The organism is Candidatus Francisella endociliophora (assembly GCF_000764555.1).
Classification (GTDB): domain Bacteria; phylum Pseudomonadota; class Gammaproteobacteria; order Francisellales; family Francisellaceae; genus Francisella; species Francisella endociliophora.
Genome location: NZ_CP009574.1, coordinates 76,762 through 94,230 on the forward strand (window position 1 = coordinate 76,762; position 17,469 = coordinate 94,230).

Below are 17,469 nucleotides of genomic sequence, written 5' to 3' on the forward strand. Positions count from 1 at the left end.
GTCATAGATCTGTAAAATAGAAATTATTAGACTCAGAAAGATTACCATATCTATCCATAAGTTTTACTTCAACTTGTTCAGTAGTATTTTTTATAGTTAAAGTTATTTCTTTCTTATTATATGCAGGGTAGTAATTTATTGACCAGCCTTTATTTTTGTCTTTTGTAAATACAGCTATAGTTTGAGTTAAATCAGGGAAAGAGATTGTAAGCTCTTTTGATTTTTTGTCATAATTTAATTCTGGTCTTTGAGGTGAGCTTGTAATATTTGAGTAATTAGGAGTAATAGCTAGTTGCTGATATACTTTACTTTCTAATATATCTGTCATATTAGCAGTGTTGTTAAGTAAATCAATCATACTAAAGTGTATATGTCCTGCTTTCTCTGTAGGTAATTTATCTCTAGTCATTTTAATTTGATTTACAATTTCATCAGTTCCGACACTTCCTTTAGTAACTTCTCTTGATGTGTACAGTCCAGGCCAAATATTATGGTTCTTATAGTTTTGCTTCATCCACCAGTCTAATAATGTTTTAAAGCTTTGAGGAGTTTGTTCTATTGGCCAATAAAGTTGAGGAGCTAAATAATCTACCCAGCCAGCATTAATCCATTTTTTACTATCCGCGGCAAGATCTTTAAAAGAATCAACATCTGCTTCAATACCCTTAGGGTGTCCAGGACGCCAAATACCAAATGGGCTAATACCAAATTTCACATAAGGTTTAGCTTGTTTAATTTCCCTTGCTAAATCTTTTATAAGGATATTTACAGCTTCTCTACGCCAAGCGTCTAATTCTAAGGTACCACCATTAGAAATATATTCTTGATAGAACTCTTGATCAGGAAAGCCTGCATCTGGGCAATCACTAGGGTATGGATAAAAATAATCATCCATATGAACACCGTCGATATCATAATTTTTAACTACGTCTATAATTACTTTTAGAGTATGTTTACGAACTACATCAACAGTTGGGACAAACCAGTAAAAATTATCTGTTTTTAACTTAACGATAGCATTATTTGGAATATCTGGTAAATTTTTAGAGTTTATATTTGCTCTATATGGATTAAACCAAGCATGTAGTTCAATACCTCTCTTGTGAGCTTCATTTATCCAAAATTTTAACGGATCATATCCTGGGTTTTTATCTTGTTCTCCAGTTATAAATTCTGACCAAGGTTCAAAGTTTGATTTATAAAAAGCATCAGCTTGGGGTCTTACTTGAAGTATTACAGCATTTAAATGAGCTTGCTGAAGAGTATTTAGTATGTTTAATATTTCTTGTTTTTGTTGATCAACTGATAAACCAGGTTCAGATGGCCAGTCTATATTGTGAACAGTAGCAACCCAAGCACCTCTAAATTCTCTATTTATTTTGGGTGAGTAAATGTTTGTAGAAGCATAAAGAAAGCTTATATTGCATATCAAAAATATTGAAATTAAGATTTTTTTTATCATGATAGAATCGATAAATATTAAAGTTTATGAAAATGATATTTTATTTTTATAGAAAAATAAATGGAGAATTTATGTTTGTTAGATCAGTAGTGGCATTATTAACTATATTCGTATCAGTTAGCGTCTATGCAGATGTTAATTTATATGGTCCAGGAGGACCTCATACAGCATTAATTGATGCTGCGAAAAAATTTGAAGAAAAAACGAATATAAAAGTTAATGTGAATTTTGGTCCTGAATCTACTTGGACAGATAAAGCGAAAAAAGATGCAGATATTTTATTTGGACCATCACAACAATCTGCAACTGGTATTATTCATAATTTTAGTGACAAGTTTGATATTAAAGATCTACAACCTATGTATTATCATGATGCGATAATTTTAGTTAAAAAAGGAAATCCTAAAAATATTCATGGTATAGATGATTTGGCAAAACCAAATACTAATATAGTAGTGATAGATGGTGCGGGTTATAGTAATACCTCAGGTACTGGTGTTTGGGAAGATATAGTTGGTAGAAAACATGATATTAACTTTATGAAAGCATTTAGGAAGAATATTATAGAGTTTGCTCCAAATAGTGGTAGTGCGTTCAAAGCATTCAAGCAGGATAATGCTGATGCTTGGATAACTTGGAGAGATTGGGCAATATCTAATCCTGATGAAGGAGAGGTTGTAAATGTTTCACCGAAATATAATATTTCTAGAGATTTTAACATTGTAGTTAATAAAGAGAACAAAAATCCAGAAGTAGATAAGTTTGTTGAGTTTTTACAAAGTAATGAAGCTTTGAAGTCTTTTTATAGTTATGGTTGGTATACTTCTAGATAAAAACATAAACTTTTCAATTAAGCTTCTTCATTTTCTTAGGTATACTTTCAACAAGTACTGTTCACAGCATTTTATATAATGTTACAAAAATTTATATCTAAATTAGATAACTTCTTAAATACTAAACAAATAATTCAAAATGAGCTTTTAAGATACGCTTATTCAACAGATGCTAGTTTATATAGGATGGTTCCCAAACTAGTATTGATAGTTAAAAATGAAAATGAAGTTATTGAAGTCATTAAGCTAGCAAGTCAATATGATATTAAACTTACATTCAGGACAGCTGGAACTAGTCTATCTGGTCAAGCTGTAACAGATGAAGTACTCGTTGTTTTGGGTGCTGATGCTTGGTTGAATTATAAAACCATTGATGATGGCAGAAAGATCAAGCTTGAACCAAGTATAATTGGAGCAGAAGCAAATAAATATCTTAAGATATATGATCGTAAAATTGGACCAGATCCAGGATCTATTAATACTGCTAAAATAGGTGGTATTATCGCGAATAACTCAAGTGGCATGTGTTGTGGTACGGCAAAGAATTCATATTCTACTTTAGATTCAATGAGGATTATTTTTGCTAATGGTAGTGTTTTAGATACATCTTGTAACATTAGTGTTGAGAGGTTTAAGCAAGATCAACAAGAGTTTATTAATTCAATTATAGAAATTCGGCAGCAAATAGTTCAAAGTCAGGAATTAGTGGATTTTATTAGAAAGAAATTTTCAATAAAAAATACTAGTGGTTATAGTTTAAATGCTTTCTTGGATTTTGAAGATCCTATTGAAATTATTGAAAGGCTAATTATTGGGTCTGAAGGAACTCTTGGTTTTGTTAGTAGTGTTACTTTAAACACAGTTCCTGAATATAAGCACAAAGCCCTAAATCTTATTTATGGACAGCTTGATAAGCTTATAAGCTTAACTACTAAGCTGGCTCCTCTTAATCCATCATCTGTAGAGCTTTTAGATTATTTATCATTAAAGTCAGTTTCTGGAGTCGCTGAGCTACAACCATTTCTGGTTTCTTTAGATAATGAGAATATTGCTGCAATTATGGTAGAGCTTGCTGAGGAAGATGAACAAGCTTTAGAAGCCAAGTTAAATAAGGTAAATGCGTATATAAGTGAGTCAAATATATCACACCAAGTAGGTTTTAGAAAAGGCGAAAGTGAAATACAAACTTTATGGAAAGCTAGAAACGGTGTGTTACCAACAGTAGCTGGGCAAAGACCAAATGGTAGTAGTGTTCTGATTGAAGATATTGCTGTAAATATTTTAGATTTACCTAGCTTGGTGGTAGATATTAAAAAGCTATTGAATAAATATAATTATACGAATGCTGCTATTTTTGGTCATGTGCTTGCTGGGAATATACATTTTGTACTTACACCGGACTTTAATGATAAAAAGCAAGTTATTGAATATGATAGTTTTATGCATGAGCTGACATCATTAGTTGCCGAGAAATATAATGGTTCTCTAAAAGCTGAGCATGGTAGTGGTAGAAATATTTCTCCATTTGCAATTGTTGAGTGGGGTGAAAAATGTTGGGGCATTATGTGGCAAATCAAAAAGCTATTTGATCCACAAAATATTTTAAATCCAGATGTAAAATTAACAAATGACAAAAATCTTCATACAAAAAATCTTAAAGAATTAAATAGTGTAGATAATCAAATAGATAAATGTATGGAATGTGGTTTTTGTGAACCAGTTTGCCCATCGAGAAATTTAAGCTTAACTCCAAGGCAAAGAAACACAGTTGCACGAAAAATAGATAAATTAGAAGGTCAGCAAAAACAGCAGTGGTTAAAAGATTATCAATATTATGGAATTGAAACTTGTGCAACTACAAGTCTCTGTAAGACTCGCTGTCCTGTTGATATTGATACAGGAGCTTTTATTTTAAGTAAAAAAGAACAGCAAAATAAACTAGTTAATCATGCTAGAGAAATAAATATAGCTAAGCAAAAAGTTAAATTAGGAAATTTTGCAGGCAATATTCTTGGCAAGAAAAATTTACATAATTTAACACAGAATATTCATGGCAAATTTAAATCTATTCCAATATATTTAGAGACTATGCCAGAAGTTCAAAAGTCTAAATTTATCGACTCTCAAGTATCTGATAAAAAGAAGGTTTTACTTTTGCCATCTTGCCCAAATAGGATTTTTGCCGGCGATAAAACTTATGAAAAATATCCAAACCAATTAATTTTAGAAAAACTTGGTTTTGAAGTTAATTATCCAAATAATCTAAATAGACAATGTTGTGGGCAAATGTATCATTCACAAGCGAACAACGAACAGCTGCAGACATCACAAGAGCTACTAAAAAGCAGTATGGATTTTAGTGCTTATGATTATGTTGTAACTGATAACAGTTCTTGTGCAAATTTTGCAAAAGATCAAAATATTAAAATATCAAATATTAATAATCTAATCTTGGATAATATTGATAGCTTAGGATTAACTAAGAAATTTAGTAAAGTTGCTTTGCATATTGATTGTTCTACAAGAAAACAAAATATTGATAGTAGATATATCCAAGCTATTAATAAATGCTGTAGTGAGGTTATCACTCCTGAGAGAATTTATTGTTGTGGTTTTGCTGGAGACAAGGGTTTTACGACACCTGAATTAAATGCAACTAGTTTGGACTCTTTAAGATCACAGATAGAAGGATGTGAAATTGGCGTTAGTTTTAATCGTAGCTGTCAGATAGGCTTATCCTATCATAGCGATTTAAAATATATTTCTTTTACAGAATTATTATTAGAGTGTTTAGAGTAAATTATTTAAATTCGTCAAAGATATCTTGAGATACTTTTTCAACAGCCTGATCGCCATTAACTTTTATATATTTTGGTGTTTTTGTATTCTTTGATGAGAAGTTTCTGTAGAAGTCAACAAGCTTAGAAGTCTGTTGGTGATATACAGATAATCTTTCTTTGACTGTATCTTCATTGTCATCTGTACGAGTGATTAATGGTTCACCTGTCACATCATCTGTATCAACGACCTTGGGTGGATTAAATTTAGTGTGATAAGTTCTACCTGAAGCAGGGTGGACTCTACGTCCAGTTATTCTTTCGATAAGAAGATTATCAGCAACATCGACTTCTACTATGTAGTCAATATCAACCCCTAGTTTATCTAATTGTTCTGCCTGAACAATAGTTCTTGGTACACCATCTAATAGAAAGCCATTTTTACAGTCATCTTTGGATATTCTATCTTTAACAATTTCAATAATGAACTCATCAGAAACTAGCTGTCCAGCATCTAAAACTTTTTTTAGTTCTTTACCAATTTCTGAACCAGATTTGATAGTTTCTCTAATCATATCACCTGTAGATATATGGGCGATATTATATTTTTGTTCAATTATTTTTGCTTGAGTCCCTTTACCAGCTCCAGGAGCTCCAAGAAGTATTATACGCATAACTTTGATAGCCTTAACTTTAAAATCTATTGTTTACTTAGTGTTGATTTAATTATAAAATAAATGAGGTTATATATCTAGAAATAGAATATCAAAATTTTTAGACTAAATAAGGCAAAAGAACTTTTATGATATCGTTATTACTTGAAAAGAGACGTAAGCAAGCTCAAAAGACAGTTTTGGGGATTGAATATGATAGATCTTCTCTTGCTGCTGTTAAGCTTAATAAAAGTCCAGAAGGATACTCTCTAGTTAGCTGTGATAGTGATGTTTTTCCAGAAGAAGCATATTTTGAGGGTGAGTTAACTTCAGATTATATTGGTACAGCTGTCTCAAATATTATAGCAGATAATAAAATAGGACGTTTTTTGAAGCTTGGTTTTACATGTTATAACGATATTGATGTCACAAAAGATGAAATTGTGTGTGATAAAAAGGCTTTGGAAGTTATTGAAAAAGAAAGTGTTTTTGCTTATTTAACGGAGCATTTTTTTAAAAAAAAATATCCTGAGAATTATACCCAAATAGCATATGATTATTATGATAATATAGAGGAAAAGGGTGCTATAACAGTTTATCATGTATCAGATAGAGATAAGATTCAACAATTTCATAATATCTCAAGGAAGACAAAAAAAGCATTAGCTGTATGTACCTTAGATAAGTTAGCTATTACTAGCTTTGTAGAGGAACTTTTTTTGACTGAACTTGCTAAAAATCCTGGTGATAGTGTTTTCCTGGGTCTTTATTCTGATAAGTTATCTATATATAGCTTTTCAAAAGATGGAGAGCTAAGAAATTATGAGTCTATAAAAATATTTGATCCCAATATGGCTGATGCTAACTATGTTGATGAAGTTATTCAATTATTGTTGAGATTTATGGATTTTATGTCTTTAGATTTTACTGGGGATGATTTTGATGATTTTGGTATACAAGAGAATATTGTATATATTTATGGACTTAAACAAAATTTTGAAAATATATTTGAATCAATAACAGAATTATCACAAAAGAACTGCCAGAAATTGGATCCTTTTGTAAATATAAGTCACGATAATTATAATTATGATATTGATCAGCCCTATCGCTATGTCTTACCTGTAGCAATTGCTATGAAGGAGGCATTGTAATAATGAAAGAGCTTAATTTTATTCGTGGTCGTTGGAGAAAACAGCAGTTAACCTACTTAGGGTTTGATTTTGTTTTTATAGCATTTATAGCTTTTGTATTGATGTTTGCTTTATCTACTATATTCTCTTGGTCTAGTGAGGAGGATATGCAGGTTGAATCATATGTCCAGTCAAAGATTACAGAGTTAAATAAAAAAACATCTGAATATCAATCTGTCAAGAGCCAAAGAGATAAGCTTTTAGATATGTCTTCGGATTTAGCAAATATTAAAGCAAGTCAATATTATATTTTACTTGGTATAGAAAAAATTTCTCGAGCAGTAACTGATGAATTATATGTGACAAATATTAATTATGTGGCTAGCTCAGATGATGTTGTGCTTAGTGGAGAGGTGAAAGATTTAAAACTTCTATCTGTATTTATGAAAAACTTAGAGATTGAATTTAGGGTAAAAAAAGTTGAGCTTAAAAATTTAGGTTCTGAAAAAAATGGTCAGAGGAGTTTTTCTTTAGAATTTAAGTTTGGTGAAGATAATGCCTTTAAAGGGGAGAGTGTAGGATGATAGACAAACTACAGAACCTTTTAAATAATAAATATATAAATAAGTTATTACACGCCCCAATAAAGATAAAGCTACCAATAATGATAGTAGTATTACTTATTTTTATGGTATTTTTTTATATAGTTCTTGTAAATCCTGTGCTTTCACAATCAGAGCAGGTTAAAACTCATATTGATTCTATGGAAGCCCAAATTCCTAGATTAGTTAAAAAACAAAAAGATTTAGCAGCTTTGAAGCAACAAGTTAAGCTTTTGGAACAACATAATGCCGAGGAAAGATTTAGCATTCCAGAACGTCATTCTGTACCAATATTTTTATCTGCACTAAATGAAGCTATTAGTAGCTCAGAAGTTACTATTATTGACTTAGCTCCAGCAGGTGTTCAGAAAAATAAATATCTTGATTTATATGCTTTAGACTTTAAAGCCAAGCTAACAGGAAATTTTTCTCAGCTTATTAAGCTATTTGTTGCTTTGATTGATATGAAAGATATTGCTGTAATTACAAATATTACTATTAAAAAAGAATCTGATGATAAGTTAGTAATAGAGCTTAATTTACAAACCTATTCTCGTCAAGGAGTGGGGGCTTAATATGAGTATGATAAATAATGTATTTAGGCTCTTACTTTTAATTATTTTAATTAGTGTTTATAGTGTGTCTTTTGCTAGTTATGAATCAAGAACTAAAAAGATAGATCAGCTTATCGAAACAAAGATGAAAACTATTAAAAGCTCTGAAAAGCTTGATATACCAGAGTACAAGGGTGATACTCTAACATTTGAAAGGCTTTCAAAAATACGTAATGTTTTTAATATTGATCATTTATTACCTTTTGAAAAAAGAAAACCTATAGTAAAATCTGAACCTGAGAAAAAAGTTGTAAAATTAAAGCCTATTGTAGTGCCTAAAGAGTTGCAAATAATAATGAAACAAAAATCTACTAAGTTACAGCAGTATCCAATAAGTTCTTTTAAGTTTAAAGGCGTTGTTTATCAAAATGAGCAAAGGTGGGGAGTGGTAGAAAATTCTATGGAAAAGAATCCTCTATATCTAAAAGAAGGAATGCTAATAGGTCGTGATTATGGACAAGTTAGTGATATTACTAAAGAAGGTATTGTCGTTAATGAATGGAAAAAAAATACACAAAAGAGAGTCTGGGAAAAGATTCAAACTGTCATACATTAAGGTAAAATGATGTTTTTTGGAAAAAAGAAATTATTAACAATTTTAACAATTTTAGGTGGTGTATTAGGATGTGATGTATCATTAGCTGCTGATACAAAGGATCAGTCACAGACAACTTCTTCTGAGCAGCCTCAAACTAAAATAGTTGGCAGAGAAGAAAATGAGAGAGTTAATAATGAAAAACATATCAAAGATTTAGAGTTTCATCGCAGTTTAAATGGTAGTGCAGTATTTGAAGTTTCTTTTGAAGAAAATATTAGTAGTTTCTCAGGTTATAAAACTAAACTTTCACAAGATGGTTACACTTTAACGATTACTTTTGAAGATACAAGTATATCTGATAAGTGGGTTAGTAATATTGATACAAAAGTATTTAATACAATTATTGACTCTATTAAAGTACACAAAGAAGGTAGTAATGTCGTTTTTGTACTTCATTCATTAGATAGGATTTCTTTAAGTGATTTGAAAGAAGGTGATACATTTAAGTTCAAAATTGATAGACGTAATAGTAGGGTAGAAGGTTTTAATATTAATGAACCTATTTCAATTTCTTTTAAAGATGCTCCAGTACAAACAGTGCTACAGGTATTATCTGAATTTGCAGGGCTAAACCTTGTTGTGAGTAGTAGTGTTCGAGGAAATATATCTATTGATCTAAAGAATGTTCCTTGGAATGAGGTGATGAATATTGTTTTGGTTAGTAAAGGTTTAGCAACTAAAAAAATGAGTAGTATCTTATATGTTGCTACAGCTGCAGAAATTGCAGCTCAAGAGCAACTTGAGTTACAAACTAAAAGATCATTAGAGAATAATGCTACGTTAGTAACAGAATTTATTCCTTTAAACTATACTACAGCACAAGCAGCTCAGACAGTTATAACATCAATGGCTAAGCAAAATGGTGGAATTATGTCACCACGTGGAAGTATAACTTCTGATGCTCGTACTAATACTCTTATTGTTACAGATACTGAAGAAAAAATGCCTCGAATTAAGGAGGTAATAAATGAAATTGATGTTCCTAATGATCAGGTCTTAATTGAATCAAGGATTGTCCAGGTTGAGAGAAATAGCGGTCTACAATTAGGCTTTAACTATGGGCTTACAGGAAATGGTACTGATATAGGCCTTTCTACTTTTAGCAATCAGCAGAGCGGTGGCGGAGGTGATGATCCTAGCCCAGCACAGCAATTTATTGGTAGTACAGCTAAGCTTGGCTGGAGTATTTTTGGAGGTATGCAGCTAACTGTTGAAATACAAGCTTTGGAAAATGAATCACTAGCTAATCAGGTAGCATCTCCTCATATTGTTGTTTCTAATAATGAAACGGCATTTATTAAGCAAGGTGAAGATGTTCCTTATAATCAGTCAACAGCATCAGGTGCAGCATCAATTGCATTCCAAGAAGCTGTATTAGAGTTACAGGTTACTCCACAAATAGCTCCTGATGGAAATATTGTAATGGATATAATTGTTACTAAAAACTCAGTTGGTACCTCTCCAGGTAAGACAGCCGAAGGTGCTGATTTGCCACCAACTATTTTAAAACGAGAAGTTACTACAAAAATTATGGCTCAAGATGGTGATACTGTCGTTATTGGTGGTATCTATGAGAAAATTCAAAATGAGACTCGTACAAAGATTCCTTTGTTAGGAGATATACCGTATTTGGGCTATTTATTTAGTAGTACAAAAATTGAAGATAAAGATACGGAGCTTTTAATATTTATAACTCCTAAAATTATAGAGTCAAAAATACAAAGTTAAAAGCATATAATGCTTGCAAAATATTTAATATTTGGGTATTGTATATAGCTATAATTTTTATATATAAGGGGTGATTAGTCCTACTATCACAGTGTGTAATTAAACTTATAATTTTGAGTCAAAAATGATAAGAACAAAAAATATTTTCTTAATAGGTCCAGTAGGTGCTGGAAAATCCACAATAGGTAAACAGTTAGCAAAAGAGTTAAAGTTAGAGTTTATAGACTCAGATGATACCATTGAAAAAAAATGTGGTGTTGACATTAACTGGATCTTTGATTTAGAAGGTGAAGAAGGCTTTAGAAATCGTGAAAGAGAAGTTATTGCAGAAATTTTATCTGAAAAGCAAAACATTGTATTGGCTACCGGTGGTGGGGCAATATTAGATCCAGATACAAGGTCATTATTATCTTCACGTGGTAAAGTTGTGTATTTAGAAGCAACTATTGAGCAGCAGTTAGAAAGAACAGCCAAAGATACAAAGAGGCCTTTACTTCGTGTTGATGATAAGAAACCTGTATTAGAACAATTAATGGCTGAAAGAGAGCCTCTTTATAGAAGTATTGCAGATGTTGTCGTTGAAACAAATGGTGCGACTGTTAAAAATATCGTTAACAAAATATCTACATTCTTAGTAGAAGAATCAATGCTGTGATTGATAAGCTACAAGTAAATCCTACAAATAGTCCTAGCTATGATATTTTAGTAGATTCAATTATAGATTTTTCTTATATTTATCAATATATATCTAATAAGCAAGTTTTAGTTGTCTCTAATACAACTGTTGCGGAACTATATCTTGATATGCTTTTAGCATCAATATCATCCAAAGCGAAAGTTGAGACTTGTATTTTAGATGATGGTGAACAGTATAAATCTCAACAAAGTTTAGATAATATTTTAGCAGTCTTATTAAATAGGAAGTTTACTCGTAGTTCAACTGTGCTTATAGCCTTAGGTGGAGGAGTAATTGGTGATATTACGGGGTTTGCTGCTGCTATTTATCAGCGTGGAGTTGATTTTATACAAATTCCAACCACTCTACTTTCTCAAGTAGACTCCTCTGTTGGTGGCAAGACAGCAATAAATCATCCTTTAGGTAAAAATATGATAGGTGCTTTCTATCAGCCAAGATTTGTCTATACTTCAGTAGACTTTTATAAAACACTTCCTTATAGAGAATATATCTCCGGCATGGCAGAAGTTGTTAAATATGCATTTATATCAAAAAAATTTTATCACTGGTTAAAGCTAAAGAAGGATGATATTTTGGCAAAAGACCAAACTACCTTGATAGAAATGGTCAAAAAGAGCTGTCAAATTAAGGCTGATATAGTTGCAGAAGACGAAAAGGAAATAACGGGCGCTAGAGCGATACTTAATTTTGGTCATACGTTTGGTCATGCTATCGAAAAATGTCAAAAATATCTTGATCTAAAACATGGTGAAGCAGTTGGAGTTGGTATGGCTCAGGCTATAGATTTTTCTTGTGATCTTGGGTTAGTAACTAAACAAGAAGCTAGAGATTTTAAAGATTTCATTGTTAGTTTTGGTATTTCCACTAACTTTCCAGATAATATTACTAAAACTGAATTTTTAGATGCTATGTTAGTTGATAAGAAAAACTCCAATGGTGAGTTAAGATTTATTTTGATAAATGGTATAGGAAGTTTAAAATTACAAAAACAGTCTATGGATAAGCTAGAGTTATTTCTAGAGGATTATTAAGTTTTACTTTTTTTTATAAAAATAATAACAAACCATTATAATTTAAACATAGAAAAAGACGATCAAGTTCTTTAGAGCAGTTTTTTCAAGAAGTACAAATAAAAAAGTTTTTCTTATACTGGGAACTTTAGATAATAGAATGTAAGCAAATATAACTATGACGGGTTGTTGAGATTTTTAATAATATATTTTTCTCAAATTATCTTTAAAAAAGCAGATATTAGTTAGCTTTTATTATCTATTAGATTTCTAGTGGCTTTTTTTAATTCTGTTCTGTAATAATCTAAATTTTTAGCAGACTCTTCTTTCAAATCTTTGATCTGTTGGGTTAAAAAAGTTATTTGATTTTCAAGACCTTCTTTTAAATCAGAGATTCTTTGTTTAGACTGTTCTTGAACTAAGTCACAGTACGATCTTGCATCTTTTGCTAGTCTTTCTGCTGTTTCACGACGAACACTTTCTTTAACAAGAGCTGAATATAGCTTTTTAATTTTGATTGTGTCATCTTTTTCATTAAGTAAGGTTGACCATTCTTCTGATATATTACTAAATAAGTCTAATTCATCGATTTCTTGTAGTATTTTGATAGCATTTTGACTAATTGCCATTAGATATTAATCCTTATTAATTTTGGTTTGGTAAAACTATCTTAGATATAAGTTAGTAGTCATTTGAATAAAATTGTAAATCTAAACAAATAATACATAATTGTATAGCTAATTAAAAGAGTAATTTTTTAAATAATTTTGCCAAGCATATTTGCTGTTGCAATAGTATAATGTATAGTAGTGTCATTCTAGTATCTATAGTCCATTAAATATGTTTGTAAAAAATGATGATTTGATATTCAATTCTGTTGAAAAAATAAAATATTCTGCTCGTAGAGGCATGTTAGAGCTTGATATAATTTTAGCTCCATATCTAAATAATTGTTATATGAAAGAAGATTTAGATGCAAAGAAATTGTTCGTAGAGTTTTTAACTAGTGAAGATAGCGATTTGTTTGATTGGCTTTTTAAAGGAGTTACGCCTCCAAAAAAATATCAAGAGCTAATAAAAAAAATTACGAGTGAAAAGAAAAGGTATAATCAGGAAAATTTAAAGTAGGAGGATAAAGTTATGAATGAATTATTAAACCATACGGGTAAGTATCCTATTTCTAATGAGATAATGAACATTTCTAATTATTGGATTACTAATGAAAAAGAAGTTGTTACTGGATTAGTAGAAAAAGCACAGATTTCAGATTCTCAACAAAAAAATGTGAGAGAAAGAGCATATAAACTAGTAGCGCAAGTTAGAAAAAATAGACTTAAAAAGTCTGGTATAGATGCTTTCATGATTGAATATGATTTATCTTCTGAAGAAGGTATTGTATTAATGTGTTTAGCTGAAGCATTACTTAGAGTCCCTGATAAATATACTATAGATCTACTTATAAAAGATAAGCTTACAAGTGCAGCTTGGAGAGAGCATGTGGGTATGGAGAAGCATTTATTTGTAAATGCTGCAACGTGGAGTTTGATGCTTACAGGTAAAATTCTAAAGGATAGCAGAGGATCATATCGTAAAGTTTTTCAAAACTTCATTAAAAAATCTAGTGAACCAGTAATTCGTAAAGCTATGAAGCAAGCTATGAAAATAGTTGGTAAACAATATGTATTAGGAGAAACTATACAAGAGGCACTCAAAGTATCTCAAATAAAAGTAGCAAAAGGCTATAGCTATTCTTATGATATGCTTGGTGAGGCTGCAATGACTATGGAAGATGCTGAATATTATTATAATCAATACTTAGATGCAACTGAGGAACTGGCTAAGTATGCAACAAATACTGAAATAAAGAAAAATCCAGGTATTTCAGTTAAATTATCAGCCTTACATCCTCGTTACGAAGTTGCTAAGCATCAAAGAGTACATGAAGAGATATATCCTAAGTTACTCAAGTTAACTCAGTTGGCTAAGCAGTATAATATTGGTATGAATATTGATGCTGAGGAAACAGAAAGACTTCAAATATCTCTTGAACTAGTTGAAAGGCTAGCTCATGAGCCGTCTTTAGAAGGCTTTGATGGAATTGGTATTGTTGTACAAGCTTATCAAAAACGAGCTCCATATGTTTTAGATTATTTAGCTAAGTTAGCTAAAAAAACTAATAGAAGATTTATGGTTCGCCTTGTTAAAGGTGCTTATTGGGATGCTGAAATCAAACATGCTCAAGAGCATGGTCTAGATGGTTATCCTGTTTTTACACGTAAATATCATACCGATGTATCTTATCAAGCATGTGTTAAGCAATTGTTTGATAATAATGAATATATATATCCTCAGTTTGCAACACATAATGCTCAAACTGTAGCAGTTGTGACAGAATTAGCTAATGGTAATAAAGATTTTGAATTTCAGTGTTTACATGGTATGGGTGATCCTCTATATGATAATATTGTTGGCAAAGAAGGGTATGAGGGTATTCCATGTAGAATTTATGCACCAGTTGGTGGACATAAGCATCTTTTAGCATATCTGGTTAGAAGACTTCTAGAGAATGGAGCAAATAGCTCTTTTGTAAATAGAATTGTTGATGAGAACTTACCAATTGAGGATTTAATTGAAGATCCTGTTAAAAAAACTATAGCAAATGGCTGTGGACAACATTCAAATATTCCATATCCAAAGGATATTGTAGCTCCTAGATTAAATTCACAAGGTCATAATGTAAATGATTTTGCGACCTTAGATGATATGTATAATGTTATTGAAAGATATACATTAAGAAATGATTATGAAGCTTTACCAATAGTTACAGGAGTTTCATTTGATAAAGATTCTGCAAAAGATGTTACTAATCCAAATAATAATAAAGTAATTGGTTCGGTTATTAATGCAGATTTTGATGTAGCTAAAAAAGCTATGAGTAACGCTGAAGAAGCTTTTATAGAGTGGAATGCGACTGCTGCATCTAAAAGAGCTGATATTTTAGAAAAATTTGCAGATTTACTAGAGGTTAATACAAATAAGCTTATTGCTATAGCAATGATAGAAGCTGGAAAAACTTTAACTAATGGAATAGATGAAGTTAGAGAAGCCGTGGATTTTTGTCGTTATTATGCTGCTCAAGCTCGAAGAGAATTTAATGGTCCAATAAAGCTGTCGTCTTTACCAGAAAGTCTAAGACAAATTGAATTTAAAGGACGAGGACCGGTTATATGTATTAGTCCATGGAATTTTCCATTAGCTATCTATTTAGGTCAAGTTACAGCAGCTTTAGCAGCAGGTAATACCGTAGTAGCAAAACCTGCTGGACAGACTCCAATAATTGCGTATACTGCAACAAAATTATTATTTGAAGCTGGCTTACCAGAAAACGTATTACAGTTTGTTCCTGGTTCTGGAAGAGTATTGGGTAATGCTTTAATAAAAGGATCTGATTGTAAAGGTGTAATCTTTACAGGATCAACAGAAGTAGCTGCTGATATAAATCAAAACTTAGCTAGAAAAGATAGTGAAATGATTCCTTTTATTGCTGAAACTGGTGGTCAAAATGCGATGATTGTTGATTCATCATCACTACCTGAGCAAGTAACAGCAGATGTTATGCGTTCGGCATTTGATAGTGCAGGCCAAAGATGTTCAGCTTTGAGAGTATTGTGCCTTCAAGAAGAAATTGCTGATAGTTATATTAAAATGATTGTTGGCGCTATGAAAGAACTAAAAGTTGGTGATTCTAAATATATAGATACTGATGTTGGGCCAGTAATTGATAAAGCTGCAGCTGATGATCTAAATAAATATATTGAAGACAAGAAAAAAGTATTTAAATTAGTATATCAAGCAGAGCCAACTGAAGAAACTAAAAAAGGCACTTTTGTAATGCCTACAGCATTTGAGATAGAGAGTTTATCTGATATGGGTAGAGAGCAATTTGGTCCAATATTACATATTGTTAGGTTTAAGGCTAATAAACTTTCAGAGCTTATTAAGGATATCAATTCGACAGGTTATGGTTTAACTGCTGGTGTACATAGTAGAATTAACGAAGTAATGAACTATGTTAAAAATAATATAAAAGCAGGAAATGTTTATGTAAATAGAAATATAGTTGGAGCTGTTGTTGGTGTACAGCCTTTTGGTGGGCAGGGGAAATCTGGAACTGGTCCAAAAGCTGGTGGCCCATATTATATGCATCGTTTAGCAAATGAGACATTATCTAATATTGATAACGTAGAAGAAAAATATTCAGCTGAAAAAATAGCGGAATATACTAAGAAGACTAGTGAGTTAATAAAAGATAAATATAGTGTTTCAAGTATTGTCCATGGCATAGAGGCTAAAGAATGTAAATTTAATAATTTGAAATCAGCCGATGAAAAAGTTATTGGAAAATTATGTTGTGCATCTGTAAATAGTGTTGATAAAGCAATCAAGATTGCCAATAAAGAATTCGAAATATGGAATAGTATTAATGCTACACATAGAGCTGAACTTGTAGAGAAATTTATAAATTTACTTGAAGAAGAGCGTAATTTGATCGCTTCATCTCTTGTTGTTGAATCTAATGTGTCTATTGAAAATGCTCAAATCCAAATAGATAAAACCATAGAGCAAGCAACATATTACTGTCTACAAGCAAAAAGAGAATTCTCAGAACCTCAGCTTTTACCAGGACCAACTGGTGAAATAGATGAGTTAAGCTTGAAAGGGCGTGGTGTAGCAGTAAGTATGTGTTCTAGTAGTGATCTATTAGTTAGATTTGTAGGACAAGTTGTAGCTTCTTTATTAGCAGGTAATACTGTAGTTGCTAAGCCCGCATATACAGGAAACCTTACTGCTTATCATATTACTAAATTGATGCATAAAGCTGGAATTAGTCCAAATGCTGTTCATCTAGTATTATCAGATGAAGAAGAGATTACTTCAGCGTTATTATTTAATAGTAAAGTTGCTCTAGTTGCATTTTCTGGAAGTGTAACAGCAGTTAAGCAAGTTCATCAAGCATTAGCATTACGCAGAGGAGCTATTATTCCTTTTGTTGCTGAAACTGTTGCAAATGATGGTAGATGTACTAACTTAGCAATAGAAACTGTTTCTCCATTATACTTACGTAGATTTGTAGTAGAAAAAACTGTAAGTGTTGACACTACTGCTTCTGGAGGTAATGCTTCCTTAATGAGTCTAGAGGAATAAAAATTCTTGCAAACCCTTTTCCTAAATGATAATTTAAATCTTATCGGGTTATTTTTTAGCATTAAAAAATAGATAAAATCATTGCTATTTAAAATAACTCAATTTGTAAAGAGGAAACCTCTTTTCCTCGCTCTTTTAAAAATTTAAAATAGGAACA

14 protein-coding genes are annotated in these 17,469 nt (G+C 31.3%); 11 read left to right on the plus strand and 3 right to left on the minus strand.

Annotated features, from left to right (window positions below):
- Nucleotide 1: 1 nt before the first annotated feature.
- On the minus strand, nt 2-1,462 hold the full coding sequence (locus QI37_RS00380; protein WP_052399109.1) for a glycoside hydrolase family 10-like protein: 1,461 nt from the start codon (nt 1,460-1,462) through the stop codon (nt 2-4).
- Nucleotides 1,463-1,533: 71 nt separating this feature from the next.
- Here QI37_RS00380 and QI37_RS00385 point away from each other — a divergent pair, with 71 nt between their 5' ends.
- Nucleotides 1,534-2,295: an extracellular solute-binding protein gene (locus QI37_RS00385; protein ID WP_040007539.1), complete on the plus strand. Its 762-nt coding sequence runs from the start codon at nt 1,534-1,536 to the stop codon at nt 2,293-2,295.
- Nucleotides 2,296-2,373: 78 nt separating this feature from the next.
- Nucleotides 2,374-5,094 (plus strand): FAD-binding and (Fe-S)-binding domain-containing protein, encoded by a 2,721-nt coding sequence (locus tag QI37_RS00390; RefSeq protein ID WP_040007540.1) that lies wholly within the window; start codon nt 2,374-2,376, stop codon nt 5,092-5,094.
- Between the two features lies 1 nt (nt 5,095).
- Here QI37_RS00390 and adk read toward each other — a convergent pair whose 3' ends face one another.
- Nucleotides 5,096-5,746, minus strand: coding sequence for an adenylate kinase (gene adk, locus QI37_RS00395; protein WP_040007542.1), 651 nt, complete (start codon nt 5,744-5,746; stop codon nt 5,096-5,098).
- Between the two features lie 128 nt (nt 5,747-5,874).
- Here adk and QI37_RS00400 point away from each other — a divergent pair, with 128 nt between their 5' ends.
- From QI37_RS00400 to aroB, 7 genes are all read left to right on the plus strand, one after another.
- Complete coding sequence (locus tag QI37_RS00400) at nt 5,875-6,879, plus strand: hypothetical protein (protein ID WP_040007544.1); 1,005 nt, start codon at nt 5,875-5,877, stop codon at nt 6,877-6,879.
- A 2-nt stretch (nt 6,880-6,881) separates the two neighbouring features.
- The gene (locus tag QI37_RS00405; RefSeq protein WP_040007545.1) at nt 6,882-7,442 is read left to right on the plus strand and encodes a PilN domain-containing protein; all 561 of its coding nucleotides are present in this window, start codon (nt 6,882-6,884) and stop codon (nt 7,440-7,442) included.
- Entirely contained in the window at nt 7,439-8,035 is a 597-nt protein-coding gene (locus tag QI37_RS00410) for a type IV pilus inner membrane component PilO (protein ID WP_040007547.1), read from the plus strand. Before QI37_RS00405 ends, QI37_RS00410 begins: the two co-directional genes overlap by 4 nt.
- Nucleotides 8,036-8,042: 7 nt before the next feature.
- A complete protein-coding gene (locus tag QI37_RS00415) occupies nt 8,043-8,630 on the plus strand; it encodes a pilus assembly protein PilP (protein ID WP_081947007.1) in 588 nt (195 codons plus the stop codon).
- A 9-nt stretch (nt 8,631-8,639) separates the two neighbouring features.
- Entirely contained in the window at nt 8,640-10,400 is a 1,761-nt protein-coding gene (locus QI37_RS00420) for a type IV pilus secretin PilQ (protein ID WP_040007550.1), read from the plus strand.
- A gap of 124 nt (nt 10,401-10,524) precedes the next feature.
- Entirely contained in the window at nt 10,525-11,055 is a 531-nt protein-coding gene (gene aroK / locus QI37_RS00425) for a shikimate kinase AroK (RefSeq protein WP_040007552.1), read from the plus strand.
- The gene (gene aroB, locus QI37_RS00430; protein ID WP_040007553.1) at nt 11,052-12,128 is read left to right on the plus strand and encodes a 3-dehydroquinate synthase; all 1,077 of its coding nucleotides are present in this window, start codon (nt 11,052-11,054) and stop codon (nt 12,126-12,128) included. Before aroK ends, aroB begins: the two co-directional genes overlap by 4 nt.
- Before the next feature lie 224 nt (nt 12,129-12,352).
- Here the strand turns inward: aroB and QI37_RS00435 are convergent, their stop codons facing one another.
- Complete coding sequence (locus QI37_RS00435) at nt 12,353-12,736, minus strand: hypothetical protein (protein WP_040007554.1); 384 nt, start codon at nt 12,734-12,736, stop codon at nt 12,353-12,355.
- Nucleotides 12,737-12,947: 211 nt separating this feature from the next.
- Here QI37_RS00435 and QI37_RS00440 point away from each other — a divergent pair, with 211 nt between their 5' ends.
- A complete protein-coding gene (locus tag QI37_RS00440) occupies nt 12,948-13,235 on the plus strand; it encodes an FAD assembly factor SdhE (protein WP_040007556.1) in 288 nt (95 codons plus the stop codon).
- A gap of 12 nt (nt 13,236-13,247) precedes the next feature.
- A complete protein-coding gene (gene putA, locus QI37_RS00445) occupies nt 13,248-17,312 on the plus strand; it encodes a bifunctional proline dehydrogenase/L-glutamate gamma-semialdehyde dehydrogenase PutA (RefSeq protein ID WP_040007557.1) in 4,065 nt (1,354 codons plus the stop codon).
- The last annotated feature ends 157 nt before the right edge of the window (nt 17,313-17,469 follow it).